The sequence below is a fragment of the Variovorax sp. GW821-FHT10B04 genome, assembly GCF_059415645.1.
In genome coordinates, this window is record NZ_JBWKNQ010000014.1 from 180,452 (window position 1) to 195,483 (window position 15,032).

At 62.9% G+C, this 15,032-nt stretch carries 13 protein-coding genes and 1 tRNA gene; 10 read left to right on the forward strand and 4 right to left on the reverse strand.

What is annotated here, in order from left to right:
- Positions 1-29 precede the first annotated feature (29 nt).
- Positions 30-114 (reverse strand) — tRNA-Leu (locus tag AC07PZ_RS27490).
- 84 nt (positions 115-198) lie between these two features.
- Here AC07PZ_RS27490 and rnr point away from each other — a divergent pair.
- On the forward strand, positions 199-2,439 hold the full coding sequence (rnr, locus tag AC07PZ_RS27495; protein WP_495298355.1) for a ribonuclease R: 2,241 nt from the start codon (positions 199-201) through the stop codon (positions 2,437-2,439).
- Between the two features lie 13 nt (positions 2,440-2,452).
- Positions 2,453-3,211, forward strand: a complete 759-nt coding sequence (locus tag AC07PZ_RS27500; RefSeq protein ID WP_495298334.1) for an SDR family oxidoreductase — start codon at positions 2,453-2,455, stop codon at positions 3,209-3,211.
- 40 nt (positions 3,212-3,251) lie between these two features.
- On the opposite strand, the gene AC07PZ_RS27505 is transcribed toward AC07PZ_RS27500, so the two are convergent.
- From AC07PZ_RS27505 to AC07PZ_RS27515, 3 genes are read right to left on the reverse strand one after another with little or no spacing between them, the layout of a single operon-like run.
- Positions 3,252-4,718, reverse strand: coding sequence for an NAD(P)H-hydrate dehydratase (locus tag AC07PZ_RS27505; RefSeq protein WP_495298335.1), 1,467 nt, complete (start codon positions 4,716-4,718; stop codon positions 3,252-3,254).
- 36 nt (positions 4,719-4,754) lie between these two features.
- Entirely contained in the window at positions 4,755-6,005 is a 1,251-nt protein-coding gene (locus tag AC07PZ_RS27510) for a D-amino acid dehydrogenase (RefSeq protein WP_495298336.1), read from the reverse strand.
- A gap of 49 nt (positions 6,006-6,054) precedes the next feature.
- Positions 6,055-7,383, reverse strand: coding sequence for an amidase (locus tag AC07PZ_RS27515; protein ID WP_495298356.1), 1,329 nt, complete (start codon positions 7,381-7,383; stop codon positions 6,055-6,057).
- A 177-nt stretch (positions 7,384-7,560) separates the two neighbouring features.
- Here AC07PZ_RS27515 and rpsB point away from each other — a divergent pair, with 177 nt between their 5' ends.
- The 8 genes from rpsB (at position 7,561) to rseP (ending at position 14,858) form a co-directional block, all read left to right on the forward strand.
- A complete protein-coding gene (gene rpsB, locus AC07PZ_RS27520; RefSeq protein ID WP_495298337.1) occupies positions 7,561-8,316 on the forward strand; it encodes a 30S ribosomal protein S2 in 756 nt (251 codons plus the stop codon).
- Positions 8,317-8,396: 80 nt separating this feature from the next.
- Positions 8,397-9,320: a translation elongation factor Ts gene (gene tsf / locus AC07PZ_RS27525; RefSeq protein WP_495298338.1), complete on the forward strand. Its 924-nt coding sequence runs from the start codon at positions 8,397-8,399 to the stop codon at positions 9,318-9,320.
- Between the two features lie 90 nt (positions 9,321-9,410).
- A complete protein-coding gene (pyrH, locus tag AC07PZ_RS27530) occupies positions 9,411-10,133 on the forward strand; it encodes a UMP kinase (protein WP_495298339.1) in 723 nt (240 codons plus the stop codon).
- Positions 10,134-10,146: 13 nt separating this feature from the next.
- On the forward strand, positions 10,147-10,707 hold the full coding sequence (frr, locus tag AC07PZ_RS27535) for a ribosome recycling factor (protein WP_495298357.1): 561 nt from the start codon (positions 10,147-10,149) through the stop codon (positions 10,705-10,707).
- A complete protein-coding gene (gene uppS / locus AC07PZ_RS27540) occupies positions 10,707-11,438 on the forward strand; it encodes a polyprenyl diphosphate synthase (RefSeq protein WP_495298340.1) in 732 nt (243 codons plus the stop codon). The genes frr and uppS overlap by 1 nt, the downstream gene beginning before the upstream one ends.
- On the forward strand, positions 11,438-12,283 hold the full coding sequence (locus AC07PZ_RS27545; RefSeq protein ID WP_495298341.1) for a phosphatidate cytidylyltransferase: 846 nt from the start codon (positions 11,438-11,440) through the stop codon (positions 12,281-12,283). The genes uppS and AC07PZ_RS27545 overlap by 1 nt, the downstream gene beginning before the upstream one ends.
- A 5-nt stretch (positions 12,284-12,288) precedes the next feature.
- Entirely contained in the window at positions 12,289-13,467 is a 1,179-nt protein-coding gene (gene ispC / locus AC07PZ_RS27550) for a 1-deoxy-D-xylulose-5-phosphate reductoisomerase (RefSeq protein ID WP_495298358.1), read from the forward strand.
- A gap of 23 nt (positions 13,468-13,490) precedes the next feature.
- Positions 13,491-14,858 carry an RIP metalloprotease RseP gene (gene rseP / locus AC07PZ_RS27555; RefSeq protein ID WP_495298342.1) on the forward strand — a complete coding sequence of 456 codons (1,368 nt, stop codon included), beginning with the start codon at positions 13,491-13,493 and terminating at the stop codon, positions 14,856-14,858.
- The last annotated feature ends 174 nt before the right edge of the window (positions 14,859-15,032 follow it).

Genomic DNA, 15,032 nt, shown 5'->3' on the forward strand with positions numbered 1-15,032 from the left:
GATCAGCCAAGGACTATCTGTATTCGGTATGGTGCCCAGAAGAGGACTCGAACCTCCACGATGTTACTCGCTAGTACCTGAAACTAGTGCGTCTACCAATTCCGCCATCTGGGCCCACATGTTGCAAGAAACTTGCAACGCGTTTTGAATTTCAGGAACGAAGGAGATTGTATCAAAAATAATGCACAACCCAGCAGCCTGCCCGACGAGATCGAAGGAACGGTTCAGGGCCATCGAGATGGGCACGGCTTCGTGCAGCGAGACAACGGCGAGGCGGACATCTATCTGCCGCCCAATGAGATGCGTGCGGTGCTTCACAAGGACCGGGTCAAGGCAAGGATCGTGCGGCAGGACCGCCGAGGCCGTCCGGAAGGACGTGTCGTCGAGATCACTGAGCGACCGGAGCAACCGATCATCGGTCGCTTGCTGCACGAAGGCGGCATCTGGCTCGTGGCACCAGAAGACAAGCGTTATGGCCAGGACGTTCTGATTCCAAAGGGCGCGACGGGCCCCGCGAAGGTGGGGCAGGTTGTGGTTGTCCAACTGACCGAACCGCCGGCGCTTTTTGGTCAGCCAGTCGGCCGTGTCAAAGAGGTCCTGGGCGAGATCGATGATCCAGGCATGGAGATCGAGATCGCCGTACGCAAGTACGGCGTACCGCACGAGTTCTCCGAGGCGTGCCTCGCACAGGCCAAAGCGCTGCCCGACAAGGTTCGGCCTGCTGACAAGAAGGGCCGCGTCGATCTGACCGACGTACCCCTGGTCACCATCGACGGCGAAGACGCGCGTGACTTCGACGACGCCGTGTATTGCGAGCCCGCCAAGGTCGGTCGTGGCAAAGGATGGCGACTGCTCGTGGCCATCGCCGACGTGAGCGCCTATGTTCAGACGGGCTCGGCCATCGATATCGATGCCTACGATCGTGCGACGAGCGTTTACTTCCCGCGCCGCGTGATTCCCATGCTGCCCGAGAAGCTCTCGAACGGCCTGTGCTCGCTGAACCCCGAGGTCGAGCGCCTCTGCATGGTCTGCGACATGCTGGTGGCGGCTGACGGCGAGGTCTATGCCTATCAGTTCTATCCGGCCGTGATGTTCAGCCACGCCCGTTTCACCTACACCGAAGTTGCGGCGATCTTGGGGAACACGCGCGGCCCCGAAGCCGCAAAGCGCAAGTCTCGTGTCAAGGATCTGCTGAATCTTGCGGACGTCTATCGGGCGTTGCTGAAGCAGCGCTCGACGCGTGGTGCCGTGGACTTCGAGACGACGGAAACGCAGATCATCTGCGACGACGCCGGCCGTATCGAGAAGATCGTCCCCCGCACGCGCAATGAAGCTCATCGGCTGATCGAGGAGGCCATGCTGGCCGCCAACGTCTGCAGCGCCGACTTCATCGCGCAAGGCAAGCATCCCGGCCTTTATCGCGTGCACGAAGGCCCGACACCCGAGAAGAAGGAAATCCTGCGTGGATACCTGAAGGCCATGGGTGTGGGCATGTCGATTTCGGACGATCCGAAGCCTGGTGAATTCCAGGCGATCGCGCAGGCGACGAAGGAGCGGCCGGACGCACAGCAGATCCACACGATGCTGCTTCGCTCGATGCAGCAAGCGATCTATACACCGATCAACAGCGGCCACTTTGGCCTGGCCTACGAGGCCTATACGCATTTCACCAGCCCGATCCGGCGCTACCCCGATCTGTTGGTGCACCGCGTGATCAAGGCGATCCTGGGCAATTCGAAGTACCAGTTGCCCGCGTTGCCGACGCCCGGCGAGGCGCATGCCAAGCTGGCCAAGCGGCTCGCTTCGCGCGTGAAATCGCCAACGCAGAAACCGCAGAAGACGACCGTCGCGCCAAGCAAGGAAGTTCAGGCCTGGGAAGCGGCGGGGCTGCACTGCAGTGCCAACGAGCGGCGCGCCGACGAAGCCAGCCGGGATGTCGAGGCGTGGCTCAAGTGCAAGTACATGCGCGAGCATCTTGGCGAGGAGTACGGCGGTGTCGTATCGGCCGCAACCACGTTCGGGATCTTCGTCACGCTCGACGCGATGTATGTCGAAGGCTTGGTCCACATCACCGAACTCGGCGGCGAATACTTCAAGTTCGACGAGATGCGTCAGGAACTTCGCGGCGAGCGCACGGGCATCCGCTATGCGATCGGTACGCGGGTGCGTGTGCAGGTCAGTCGCGTCGACCTGGACGGACGCAAGATCGATTTCCGTTTGGTGCGTGAAGGTGAAGAACTGGCTGGCCGCGCCGTGAAAGACAAGGGCGTTGCGTCTGCGACCGGCGTGCCGACCAAGTCGGCGGCGAAGCGCAGTGCGCGCAGCAAGAACGCTGAGCCGGTGTCGACCGACCGCGGTCCGCAATCAGCAATGCAGGTGTTCAAGGCAGCCGTCAAGAAGGCGGCCAACAAAGTCAAAGGGCGCAAGCCGCGCCGTTGAGAAAGAGAAAATCATGACATCGAGTGTGCAGCGCACCGCCATCGTGACGGGCGCGGGAAGTGGCATCGGGCGTGCGGCGTCGCTGGCGTTGCTGGCCGACGGATGGAGCGTCGTGCTGGCCGGGCGTCGGCTGGAGCCGCTGGAGCAGGTCGCAGAAGAATCGGGTGCGGCGTCGCGAGCGTTTGCGGTGCCGACGGATGTCGCCAATGCCGAGTCGGTCCAGGCTCTTTTCTCGGCTGCGGTCGAGCGCTTCGGTCGGGTCGATCTGCTGTTCAACAATGCGGGTGTCAGCAATCCGCCAGGGCCGTTCGAAGATTGGACCCCCGCGCAATGGAAGGGTGTGGTCGATATCAATCTCAATGGAATGTTCTATTGCATCCAGCAAGCATTCCGTACGATGAAGGCCCAGACGCCGCGGGGCGGCCGGATCATCAACAACGGGTCCATCTCCGCGACCACGCCACGGCCGAATTCAGCCGCGTACACGGCGACCAAGCATGCAGTCGAGGGGTTGACCAAGACGGCATCGCTGGATGGACGCAAATACGACATCGCGGTGGGGCAGATCGATGTCGGCAACGCAATCACAGAGCTTGCCGCGCGAATGGCCAAGGGCGTGCCGCAAGCGAATGGAGACATCGCGGTCGAGCCGATGATCGACGTGAAGATCGTCGGGCAGTCGGTGCTCTACATGGCAAATCTGCCGCTTGAAGCCAATGTGCTCTTCCATACCGTGATGGCCACCAAAATGCCCTTCGTCGGACGCGGCTGACCGAGAGGTATTCGTCACTCGACCACGTGCAGTGCGGTGCTCAATCCTGAGCGGGCAGGGCACGTCGAGAGAGTGCGCTGGCCGTCAGCGGGCGCATGTCGGGCCATTCATCCGCCAGCGCGCCGTGCTGCCAGGCGGCTTCGCATGCGGCGTCGAACGCAGAGAGCCCGCTGGCAAGTGCTGCACCCACCATGCCGGCGAGCACATCGCCCGTTCCAGCCGTTGCCAGTCGCCCGTTGCCGGTCGTGTTGATGCGCGACAGTGCGCCGGGTGATGCGATCACGCTGCCCGAACCCTTGAGGATCACGGTCGCGGCGAATGTTTCGGCCAGATGCAGTGCGGCTTTCAGTCGGTCTGCTTGCACGCTCGCTGTGTCCGTTTCGAGCAGCCGCGCGGCCTCGAGCGGATGTGGCGTCAGCACGGTGCGCCACTCGCGCATCGCACGACGCTTCAACAACGACTGCAGCAGGGGATCCCGCGCGATCGCATTGAGTGCATCGGCATCAAGGATCAAGGCAGCAGCGGTCGAGAGTACGCGTGGCAGTTCGACGCCGATATCGTTGCCGCCGCCACAGCCGCACACGACGGTCATCTGTTTCCAATCGAGCGTGCTGGGGTGACGAAGCATCAGTTCGGGCTGGGTGATGTCGAGTGCACCGGCAGCCTGATCGAGCAGAGCGAGGAACACCCGACCGGCGCCTCCATGCAGCGCCGCAGAAGCCGCCAACATCGCCGCTCCGACCATGCCCTGGGCGCCACCTATCACGGCAACGTCACCGAAACTGCCCTTGTGGCTGGCATGTGGTCGGGCACGGGCCGGTCGCGACCCGACGAGGCGTGCCGTGGCCGTCTCGGCATGAGAGACACCGAGATCATCCAACCAGACCTCACCCGCTGCGTCGCGCCCGCTGGCGGTGAACAAACCGGGTTTGAGCGTCAGAAGACTCAGGCTGTGGCGTGGCCCGGTCGTCGGTGCGCGGCCGGAAGCGGGCATAGCCCATGCGCCGGTGTCTGCGTTCAAGCCCGAAGGCAGATCGATGCTCAGCACCGGCGCCGATCCACCGTGCATGCGCAGCAGCCAATCCGCCATGAGGCCTTCAGGCGGCCGGCTGGCGCCGAGGCCGAGCATGGCATCGATCGCCAGATCGAAGGCCGCTGGTGGCATGTCGGCGAAAACGACGCCGGCGTGTTGTGCCCGTTGCAGTGATTGACGTGCGTCCGGCGGCAGCCGATCGCCATTCCCTGACCAAGTCACGATCGTGTGGAAGCCACGCTGCTGCAATTGCATCGCCGCTTCGAACCCATCGCCGCCATTGTTGCCAGGGCCACAAGCGACCCAAATGGTGCGTGCATGCGGCACGAGCGCCATCGCCAGCCGGGCGACCGCCAGGCCGGCGCGTTGCATCAGCGTGTGGGGTGGCAGCTTGGCGGCAGCGGCAATCTCGATGCGCCGGGTGGCCGCGGTGTCGAACAGCAGGGAGTCGGAGCCGGTGTTGATGCGATCCATGCGCCATTGTGTGCGTGGATCAAGCCCGATATCCAGCTAGAGCAGGCGCTCGATGCCCAGCCCTTCGAGGTCGACGCCCGCGTCGTGGCCGCCGACCAGATCCGCCAGCACGCGTGCGCTGCCGCAGGAAAGCGCCCAGCCGCTGGAGCCGTGGCCAAGGTTCAGCCAGACGCCGGGAACACCGCTGGGTCCGATGATCGGAGGGCCGTCAGGCAGCATCGGCCGCGCGCCTTTCCATTGCTGGACTCCGGCCTGCAAGGTGACCGCGCCCGGGAACCAGTCGTGCAAGACCTTGTAGAGCGTCTGCAACGCAGCAGGATTCATCGTGTCGGGTACGCCGCCGATCTCGGCGCTTCCTGCGACGCGCACGCGCTGGCCCATCCGGGAAATCGCCACTTTGTAGCGTTCGTCCATCACCGCACTGCGTGGCGCGTTGAGCGACTCCCGGACGTTGGCGCTGATGGAGTGTCCATAGACGGGGACGATCGGCAATCGCAGTCCCAGCGGGGACAGCAACTTCGCCGATGCCACACCGGCGCAGACGACGACTGCGTCGAAGCTGTGCGATTCGGAGCCACCGGCAAGCGACAAGGAGCGTGGCGCAGCACGGCTCAAGGGCGCGAGGTCGCAGTTGAAGTAGAAGCGCGCACCCAGCGCCTCGGCCTCTCGCCGCAGCAGCAACGCGAATTGTCTGCAGTTGCCGACTTCGTCTTCCGGCAGGTGGATGGCGCCTGCGAGGTCGGTGTCGCTGCTCAATGCGGGTTCGACTTTTCGCGCCTCGTCCGCGTCGATCTCTCGAAAAACGCTACCAGCGGCGCGCAGCACGTCCAGGCCGGGTTGAACCAGCTTTCGCTCTCGTTTCGAGCGCAGCAGAACGAGATAGCCGTCACTGCGCTCGTAGCTCAACTCCTGCTGAGACGTGATGTGATGAAGCCGGTTTCGGCTGTAAAAAGCGAGTCGCTGAAGTCGGGTGCGGTTTGCCAGGTAGGTTTCGAGCTTGCAGGCACGTTGCCACAAGGCCATCCATCGCAGGTCACTGCCGGTGAGCGGCCAGCGAACCTTGATGGCGCCATGGGTCGAGAACAGCGAGCGCAGGACCTTCATGCGCATGCCCGGCGCAGCCCAGGGGGTGACGTAGCCTGGCGCGACCACTCCGGCATTGGCAAAGCTGGATTCTTCGGCGACGGCGCCGCGGCGTTCGAAGACTGAAACCTCGTGGCCGTCAGAGGCCAACTCCCAGGCGGTGGTCACGCCGATGATTCCGGCGCCCACTATCGCGATTTTCATTGACGTATTCTTGTGTAGGAGCGGCCTGTCCGCTTGAAAGGGGCTTGGTTCAATGACGCTTCAGGCAGTCTTCTGCCTGCAGCGCAGCCGACAGGATGCCATCGTCATGCAGTGCTGCATGCCAGATCATCAAGCCAGCCGGCAATTCTCCCTCGACATGGCATGGAATCGAGATCGCACAGCCGTCGAGCATGTTCACGACCGACGGATTGCGCAGGAGAAGCGCATTGATTCGGAAGAATTCGCCGTCGCGTGTTTCTCCAGGCGCCACGCTTGAGATCGGCGGCGCGACGATCGGTACGGTCGGCGACAGCACGGCATCGAATGGCGTCAGCGCGCGCTCCATGCGCGCGATCCAGTCGCGGCGCGCGTGGACCAATTCGATGTATTCGTAGGCTCTCATGTTGGCGCCACGAAGCATGCGCTGTGCCACGCGCGGATCGTAGCCCGCGCCGCTGCGCTCCAGCAGCAACCGGTGCCAGGCGTAAGCCTCGACCGGCGAGAAGCCACCGCCCGCGTTGATCGACGGCAGCTCCTTGAGTTCGGGAAGCTCAATTTCGTCGATCCGGGCGCCTGCAGCGCGCAGCATCTGGATGCTGCGCTCGAAGGCTTTCGCGATCTGCGGCTCGATGTCGTCGAAGAAAGTGGTCGTCGCGATCGCCAGTCTGCGCGTCGCCAACGGCTTGCCGTCGACGCTCACCTTGCGTGCTGCCATGACTTCGTGCGCGGTGATCGCGTCGCGCACCGATCGGGTCATGGCGCAAACCGTATCCAGCGTGGTGGACAAGGGAAGCGCGCCAACCGTTGGCACCAGTCGCGCGGTGTTCTTGTAGCCGACGATGCCGTTCAGCGCCGCCGGTATCCGGATCGAGCCGCCGGTGTCGGAGCCGAGCCCGATGAAGGCGGCGCCGGTTGCGACCGACACCGCCGCACCCGACGAAGACCCACCAGGAATCAACGGCGCGTCCTGGCTGCAGGCATTGGCTGGCGTGCCATGGTGCGGATTGATGCCGACACCCGAGAACGCGAACTCCGTCATGTTCGTGCGCCCGATCAGCACGCCGCCGGCAGCGCGCAGACGCGCCACAGCCGGTGCATCTATGGTGGCGGCCGGCGCATGCGCCAGAACGATCGATCCCGCAGGTGTCGACTGGCCGGCAACATCGAAGAGATCCTTGGCGGAGAAACTCAGGCCGCCAAGCTGCTGCTCCGGATTGCCGGACTCGGCGGCCTGCGCGGCTTCGTCGCACATCGTTCGTGTGAACGTATGCGCGTTGGCGGGCGCCGCCGCTGCCTCGATCGAGTGCGCCATTTCGGTGCGTGCGTCGGTGCGTTGTGCCGCGAGGGCAAGGCGGGTCGCGTGCAGATCGGGGCGCATGGATTGCTCTTCGGAAGGTTCAAGGGGCGAGGCGCATGCTATACTCGTTGGGTTTCGCCTAGGGGCATTCCCTAATCGTGAAACAAATCCGCAAACCGGCCCATTCAAGGTGTTGTGCGCTTCTTGCGAAGGCACAAAACGGGCTGGATTTTAGACCCAACCTTTGGAGTAATTCCTATGTCGACAACCATGCGCGAAATGCTGGAAGCCGGTGTCCACTTCGGCCACCAAACCCGCTTCTGGAACCCCAAGATGGCCCCGTTCATCTTCGGCCATCGCAACAAGATTCACATCATCAACCTGGAAAAGTCGCTTCCGATGTTCCAGGACGCGATGAAGTACGCCAAGCAACTGACCGCCAACCGCGGCACCATCCTCATGGTCGGCACCAAGCGCCAAGCCCGTGAAATCGTGGCTGAAGAAGCCCGTCGCGCTGGCGTGCCCTATGTCGACACCCGCTGGCTCGGCGGCATGCTGACCAACTTCAAGACGGTCAAGACCTCGATCAAGCGCCTGAAGGAAATGAAGGCGCAGCAGGAAGCCGGCCTCGACAGCCTGAGCAAGAAGGAACAGCTGACGTTCTCGCGCGAAATCGCGAAGCTCGAAAAGGACATCGGCGGCATCCAGGACATGACCGCGCTGCCGGACGCGATCTTCGTGATCGACGTGGGCTTCCACAAGATTGCCGTCGCAGAAGCCCGCAAGCTGGGCATTCCACTGATCGGCGTGGTTGACTCGAACCACTCTCCCGAAGGTATCGACTACGTGATCCCTGGCAACGACGACTCGTCGAAGGCCGTGGTTCTGTACGCCCGTGGCATCGCTGACGCGATCATCGAAGGCCGCAACAGCGCGACCAACGACGTCGTGAAAGCTGTCGCCGAAGGCGCCGGCGATGACTTCGTCGAAGTCGAAGAAGGCGCATCCGCCTGAAATTGCTCCTCGCGAGCCTGAAGAAGGGGCTTTGGTGCCCCTTTTTTTGACCTGAATTTTTTGAATACGGAGAACGAATAATGGCTGCAATCACCGCAAGCATGGTCGGCGAACTGCGCGCAAAGACCGATGCGCCGATGATGGAATGCAAGAAGGCTTTGACCGAGGCCGAAGGCAACATGGAAAAGGCCGAAGAGTTGCTGCGCATCAAGCTCGGCAACAAGGCGGGCAAGGCATCGGGCCGTATCACCGCCGAAGGCGTGGTCACGGCGTATGTCGGCGACGATGCTGGTGCGATGGTCGAGATCAATTGCGAAACCGACTTCGTCACCAAGAACGACAGCTTCCTGGCTCTGGCCAATGCCGCTGCAAAGCTGGCTGCGCAGAACAATCCGGCCGACATTGCCGCGCTGGGCGCACTGCCCTACGAGCAGGACGGTTTCGGCCCGACGCTCGAGGACGTTCGCAAGGGCCTGATCGGCAAGATCGGCGAGAACATGAGCTTCCGTCGCTTCAAGCACTTTGCCGGCAATGGCAAGCTTGCGTCGTACCTGCATGGCACGCGCATCGGCGTGATGGTCGAGTTCGAAGGTGACGACACCGCTGCGAAGGACGTCGCAATGCACATCGCCGCCATGAAGCCGGTCGCGATCTCCAGCGCCGACGTGCCTGCCGACCTGATCGAAAAAGAGCGCGCCGTTGCCGCCGGCAAGGCCGAGGAAGACCGCAAGGTCGCAGAGGCCGCAGGCAAGCAGCCGCAGCCAGCTGATATCGTTGCCAAGCGCATCGAAGGTGGCGTGCAAAAGTACCTCAAGGAAGTCTCGCTGCACAACCAGCCTTTCGTGAAGAACGACAAGCAGACTGTCGAAGCGATGCTCAAGGCCGCTGGCACGTCGATCAAGAGCTTCACGCTCTACGTCGTTGGCGAAGGTATCGAGAAGAAGGTCGACGACTTTGCAGCTGAAGTCGCTGCACAAGTCGCGGCCGCCAAAGCCGCAGCCTGATCTGCGCACTGCGACGGGGCCACGGCCCTGTCGTTTTCGACCGCTAAAGTCTTACACTCGCCCCGCACATTATTTTCAAGGAAGTTGTCCATGCCCGATGCCCGTCCAGCCCACAAGCGGATCTTGTTGAAGCTGTCGGGTGAGGCCCTGATGGGCGACGACGCCTTCGGCATCAACCGCGCCACCATCGTTCGCATGGTGGGCGAGGTGGCCGAGGTGGTGAACATGGGCGTGCAGGTCGCCGTCGTGATCGGCGGGGGCAACATCTTCCGCGGCGTCGCGGGCGGCTCCGTCGGCATGGACCGCGCCACGGCCGACTACATGGGCATGCTCGCCACCGTGATGAACTCCCTGGCCCTGGCCGATGCCATGGACAAGCAGGGCCTCATCGCCCGCGTGATGTCAGCCATCGCCATCGAGCAGGTGGTCGAGCCCTATGTGCGGCCCAAGGCGCTGCAGTATCTCGAAGAAGGCAAGGTCGTGATCTTCGCGGCCGGCACGGGCAACCCGTTCTTCACGACCGACACGGCGGCTGCGCTGCGCGGTGCGGAGATCGGTGCGGAGCTGGTGCTCAAGGCCACGAAGGTGGACGGCGTGTACACAGCCGACCCGCAAAAGGACCCGAGCGCGACGCGCTACGCCTCGTTGTCGTTCGACGAGGCGATCGGGAAGAACCTCGGCATCATGGACGCGACGGCCTTTGCGCTGTGCCGCGACCAGAAGCTGCCGATCAAGGTGTTCTCCATCCTCAAGAACGGCGCGCTCAAGCGCGTCGTCATGGGGGAGGACGAAGGCACGCTCGTGCATGCCTGAGGAGCAAAGAGAAATGACGATTGCAGATATCCGCAGTGCGACCGACGCGAAGATGAACCAGTCGATCGCCGCATTCCAGAACAACCTCACGAAGATCCGCACCGGCCGTGCCAATACGGCTCTGCTGGATTCGGTACACGTCGACTACTACGGTTCTTCGGTGCCGCTGAGCCAGGTGGCCAACGTGTCGCTGATCGACTCGCGCACGCTCGGCATCCAGCCGTGGGAAAAGAACATGGGTGCAAAGATCGAAAAAGCCATTCGCGAAAGCGACTTGGGCTTGAATCCTGCATCGATGGGCGATTTGATCCGCGTGCCGTTGCCTGCCATGAGTGAAGAGCGTCGCAAGGAAATGACGAAGCTCGTGCGCAACGAAGGCGAGAGCGCCAAGATCGCCACGCGCAATCTGCGCCGCGACGCCAACGAAGCTGTGAAGAAGCTCGTCAAAGAGAAGCTGGCTTCGGAAGATGACCAGAAGCGCGCAGAAGCCGACATCCAGAAGGTGACCGACAAGCACATCAGCGAGATCGATCGCTTGGTGGCCGCGAAAGAAGCCGAGATCATGGCCGTCTGATGGACGCATCGCCTGCCGTTCCGCATCACGTTGCCATTGTCATGGATGGCAACGGGCGCTGGGCTACCCGGCGCTTCCTGCCGCGGGTGGCCGGGCACAAGCAAGGGGTCGAATCCTTGAGACGCTGCGTCAAGGCGTGCGTCGATCGGGGGATCAGCGTACTCACGGTCTTTGCTTTCTCTTCTGAAAACTGGAACCGTCCCGTCGAAGAAGTCTCCGGCCTGATGGAACTCATGGTCGGCGCGCTCGGGCGAGAAGTGCCCAAGCTGTCGGCAGACGGCATTCAATTGCATTTCATCGGTGAGCGCGGCGGCTTGTCGGAGAAGATCATCGCGAGCCTGGTGCAGGCTGAAACTGCAACGGCACACAATCGAAAGCTGGTCTTCAATGTCTGCTTCAACTATGGCGGCCGTTGGGACATCGCACGTGCAGCGGCTCAGCTCGCCGCCCGCGGCGAGCCTTTGACCGAAGCCACATTGGACCGTGCCATGGCGCTGGCCCACGTGCCAGACCCCGATCTTTTCATCCGCACTGGCGGAGAACAGCGCTTGTCGAATTTCCTGCTTTGGCAAAGCGCGTATGCGGAATTGTTTTTCAGCGATCGCCTTTGGCCGGAGTTCGATGAAGCTGCGCTGGACGCGGCCATCGAGGCATATCGGAGGCGAGAGCGGAGATTCGGAAAAACATCTGCCCAGCTCAACGCTGCGGCAAATGCACGGCAGATCGCCTGATGCTCAAGCAACGCATCATCACTGCGGTTGTGCTGCTGGCGATTCTCCTGCCGGCGTTGTTCTATCCCTCGCATGTTCCGTTCGGCGGCGTGATGCTGGTGTTGATCGGCGCTGCCGCTTGGGAATGGGGCCGGCTGAACGGCTATGGCAACCGCATGTCCTGCTTCTTCGGTGCCGAGATGGTGGCGCTGTGCGCGCTGTCATGGTGGCTGGGGTTGCTGGACCACAGCCTGCTTGGCATCTGGATCGTCGCCAGTGCGGGCTGGGTGTTGGGTGGCGCAGCGCTGCTGCGTGCCGCCGTGCCAGGATGGGCTCCGATTCCCAGAGCCATGCGCTTGCTGGGAGGGCTGCTGGCGTTGTGGGTGGCCTGGCTGGCCGCTGTCCAGGCGCGGATGCTGGGCATCAATTTTCTGCTGTCGATCTTCGTGCTGGTCTGGATGGCTGACGTGTGTGCCTATTTCGCCGGACGTGCGTTCGGCCTCAAGTTCACACGCAACAAGCTCGCCCCCTCGATCAGTCCCGGCAAGAGCTGGGAAGGCGTATGGGGCGGCATGGTTGGCGTATTGATTCTTGCGCTCGCGTGGGTTTGGGCGGACGGCTCTTGGCAGGCTGCGGTGCCCAGTCTCTACAGCCGACTTGCGGCACGGGGCTGGTGGCTGCTGATCGTTGGAGTGGTCTTCCTGGCAGCGATGAGCGTGGTGGGTGATCTGGTCGAGTCGCTCGTCAAGCGAAGTGCCGGCGCCAAAGACAGCAGCCATCTTCTGCCAGGACATGGCGGCGTGCTGGACCGTGTCGATGCATTGCTGCCCGCACTCCCGATCGCCATGATGTTGGCTTCACTGTGACGGAGATCAAGCAGCGCGTGACCGTGCTGGGCTCGACCGGATCGGTTGGCATGAGCACGCTGGACGTGATCTCGCGGCACCTCGACCGCTTCGAGGTATTCGCCTTGTCCGCAGCCACCAAGGTGGACGAACTGCTCGCGCAGTGCGCGAAATTCGCACCTCGCTTTGCGGTCATGGCGAGCGCCCCGCATGCCGCGCAGCTCGAGCGGGAGCTGCGTCGAAACGGTCTGGCAACGCGGGTTCTCATGACGTCGGATGCACTGGAATGCATCGCCTCACATGAGGAGGTCGATGTCGTCATGGCCGCGATCGTGGGTGCTGCCGGCCTCGCACCGTGCCTGGCCGCAGCGCGGTCCGGAAAGCGCCTGCTGCTGGCCAACAAGGAGGCGCTGGTCGTCGGTGGCGAGCTGTTCATGAGCACCGTACGAGCAGGCGGCGCGACGCTTCTGCCGATCGACAGCGAACATTCGGCGATCTTCCAGTCCTTGCCGGAAGACGCTTCGACGTGGGCTCAGCGCATCGACAAGATCATCCTTACCGCGTCGGGTGGGCCGTTTCGCAGCCGTGCCGCCGGTACGCTGGGTGCGGTGACTCCAGAAGAAGCTTGCGCACATCCCAATTGGGTCATGGGACGCAAGATTTCCGTCGATTCGGCCACCATGATGAACAAGGCCCTCGAAGTCATCGAGGCACGGCATCTGTTTGGAGTGACCCCAGACCAGATCGAGGTCGTCATCCATCCGCAGAGCGTTGTGCATTCGATGGTGCAGTTCACGGATGCGTCCGTGATGGCCCAGCTGGGTACGCCGGACATGCGGGTACCGATTGCGGTCGGCTTGGCATGGCCGCACCGCATTGCAAGCGGTGCGTCGACGCTCGACTTCCGCAAAATGCAGGCGTTGACTTTCTACGCCCCCGATGCCGACTTGTTTCCCGGGCTCGATCTCGCGTGGCAGGCCTTGCGTGGACTGCCCGGCACGACGGCGGTTCTGAATGCCGCCAACGAGATCGCGGTCGAGGCGTTTCTGGCAAAGCGCTTGCGCTTCGATCGCATTCATGCGGTCAATCTGGAAACGCTGGAGGCGGTGTCGCCGTCCAGACCACGCTCTCTGGGCGATCTGCTGGAACTCGACGCCGCAGCTCGCGCGGCAGCCAATGCAGCGGTCCTTGGCTTCATGGCCTGAGACGGCTCGACTCAAGGACTCCGATGCTCACCATCATTGCATTCGTCGTTGCGCTTGGCGTGTTGATTGCGGTTCATGAGTATGGCCACTACCGCGTCGCTGTCGCATGCGGTGTGAAGGTACTCCGTTTCTCCGTCGGCTTCGGCAAGACGCTCTATCGCTGGCAGCCCAAGCGCCAGCATCCGGGTCAGAACACGGAGTTCGTGATCGGCATGTTTCCGCTTGGCGGCTACGTCAAGATGCTCGATGAGCGCGAAGCGCCTGTGGCTTCCGAAGAACGGCACCGGGCCTTCAACACGCAGAGGTTGCGCTCGCGCGTAGCCATCGTCGCGGCGGGTCCGATCGCCAACCTGCTGCTGGCAGCTGCCTTGTACTCGGTCGTCAACTGGATTGGTGTCGACGAGCCGATAGCCATCCTGGCGCGGCCGGTTGCAGGATCCCTTGCCGAGCAAGCCGGATTCCGTGGCGGCGAGCGAGTTGCCGCCGCGGGTTTTGACGGGGATGTCGAACCGTTGCAGACCTTCGAGGAACTGCGCTGGCGCATCACCCGTGCTGCCCTCGACGGGCGCGACCTCACGGTGGATATCGCTGGCGACGGGCAGGGCAGCGCGCGCCGTTTGGTGTTACCGCTCAGTCGTATCCAGGCCAAGGATGCCGATGCGCAGATGTTTCGCAAGATCGGTCTGTTGTCTCCGCTGGCTCGACCGGAGCTTGGAGAAGTCATGGCGGGCGGCGCAGGACGGAGATCTGGCTTGCAGTCGGGCGATCTCGTGCGCGCAGTCGGCTCGACCGCGATCATCGACGGTCAGCAATTGCGCGACCTGATCCGCGCGTCGACCCATGGTGCGCAGACGTGGCAGATAACGCGCGGCGGGCGGGACTTGTCGATCGAGGTCGCTCCAGACGTGCGCGATGAAAATGGGGTGGCAGTGGGGCGAATTGCTGCCTATGTGGGAGCGCCGCCAGCGATGATGACCGTGCGTCTCGGTCCGATAGACGGCATTCGGGGCGGCATCGTGCGGACCTGGGAAGTGTCGGCGTTGACCGTGCGCATGATGGTCAAGATGATCATCGGCGAAGCGTCGTTGAAAAACCTCAGCGGACCGCTCACGATTGCCGACTACGCCGGCAAATCCGCCAGCCTCGGGTTCACCCAGTATCTGGTTTTCCTGGCCCTCATCAGCGTGAGTTTGGGCGTCCTGAACCTCATGCCGCTCCCGGTCTTGGATGGGGGGCACCTGATGTATTATCTTTGGGAAGGCCTAACGGGGAAAAGCGTCTCGGACGCATGGATGGAACGGTTTCAACGTGGCGGTGTTGCACTGCTGCTGGTGATGATGTCCATCGCACTTTTCAACGATGTCAATCGGCTGTTCGGGCTCTTTGGTTAACTATCGTCGGCCTTCTCTGCGCCGGCCCATTTCACACATGAACACAAAACTCCGTCGCTTCCGCCTGCGCAGCGTCGCCACCGTGGTCGCAGGCGCTCTGGCCGCCAGCGCCGCCTGGGCGGTCGAACCCTTCACGGTGCGCGACATCCGCGTGGAAGGCCTCCAGCGCGTGGA

Bases quoted from the DNA above. Each gene is read 5' to 3' on its own strand.
- AC07PZ_RS27500 (WP_495298334.1), top strand. From the start codon at position 2,453: ATGACATCGAGTGTGCAGCGCACCGCCATCGTGACGGGCGCGGGAAGT.
- AC07PZ_RS27505 (WP_495298335.1), bottom strand. From the start codon at position 4,718: ATGGATCGCATCAACACCGGCTCCGACTCCCTGCTGTTCGACACCGCG.
- AC07PZ_RS27510 (WP_495298336.1), bottom strand. From the start codon at position 6,005: ATGAAAATCGCGATAGTGGGCGCCGGAATCATCGGCGTGACCACCGCC.
- AC07PZ_RS27515 (WP_495298356.1), bottom strand. From the start codon at position 7,383: ATGCGCCCCGATCTGCACGCGACCCGCCTTGCCCTCGCGGCACAACGC.
- rpsB (WP_495298337.1), top strand. From the start codon at position 7,561: ATGTCGACAACCATGCGCGAAATGCTGGAAGCCGGTGTCCACTTCGGC.
- tsf (WP_495298338.1), top strand. From the start codon at position 8,397: ATGGCTGCAATCACCGCAAGCATGGTCGGCGAACTGCGCGCAAAGACC.
- pyrH (WP_495298339.1), top strand. From the start codon at position 9,411: ATGCCCGATGCCCGTCCAGCCCACAAGCGGATCTTGTTGAAGCTGTCG.
- frr (WP_495298357.1), top strand. From the start codon at position 10,147: ATGACGATTGCAGATATCCGCAGTGCGACCGACGCGAAGATGAACCAG.
- uppS (WP_495298340.1), top strand. From the start codon at position 10,707: ATGGACGCATCGCCTGCCGTTCCGCATCACGTTGCCATTGTCATGGAT.
- AC07PZ_RS27545 (WP_495298341.1), top strand. From the start codon at position 11,438: ATGCTCAAGCAACGCATCATCACTGCGGTTGTGCTGCTGGCGATTCTC.
- rseP (WP_495298342.1), top strand. From the start codon at position 13,491: ATGCTCACCATCATTGCATTCGTCGTTGCGCTTGGCGTGTTGATTGCG.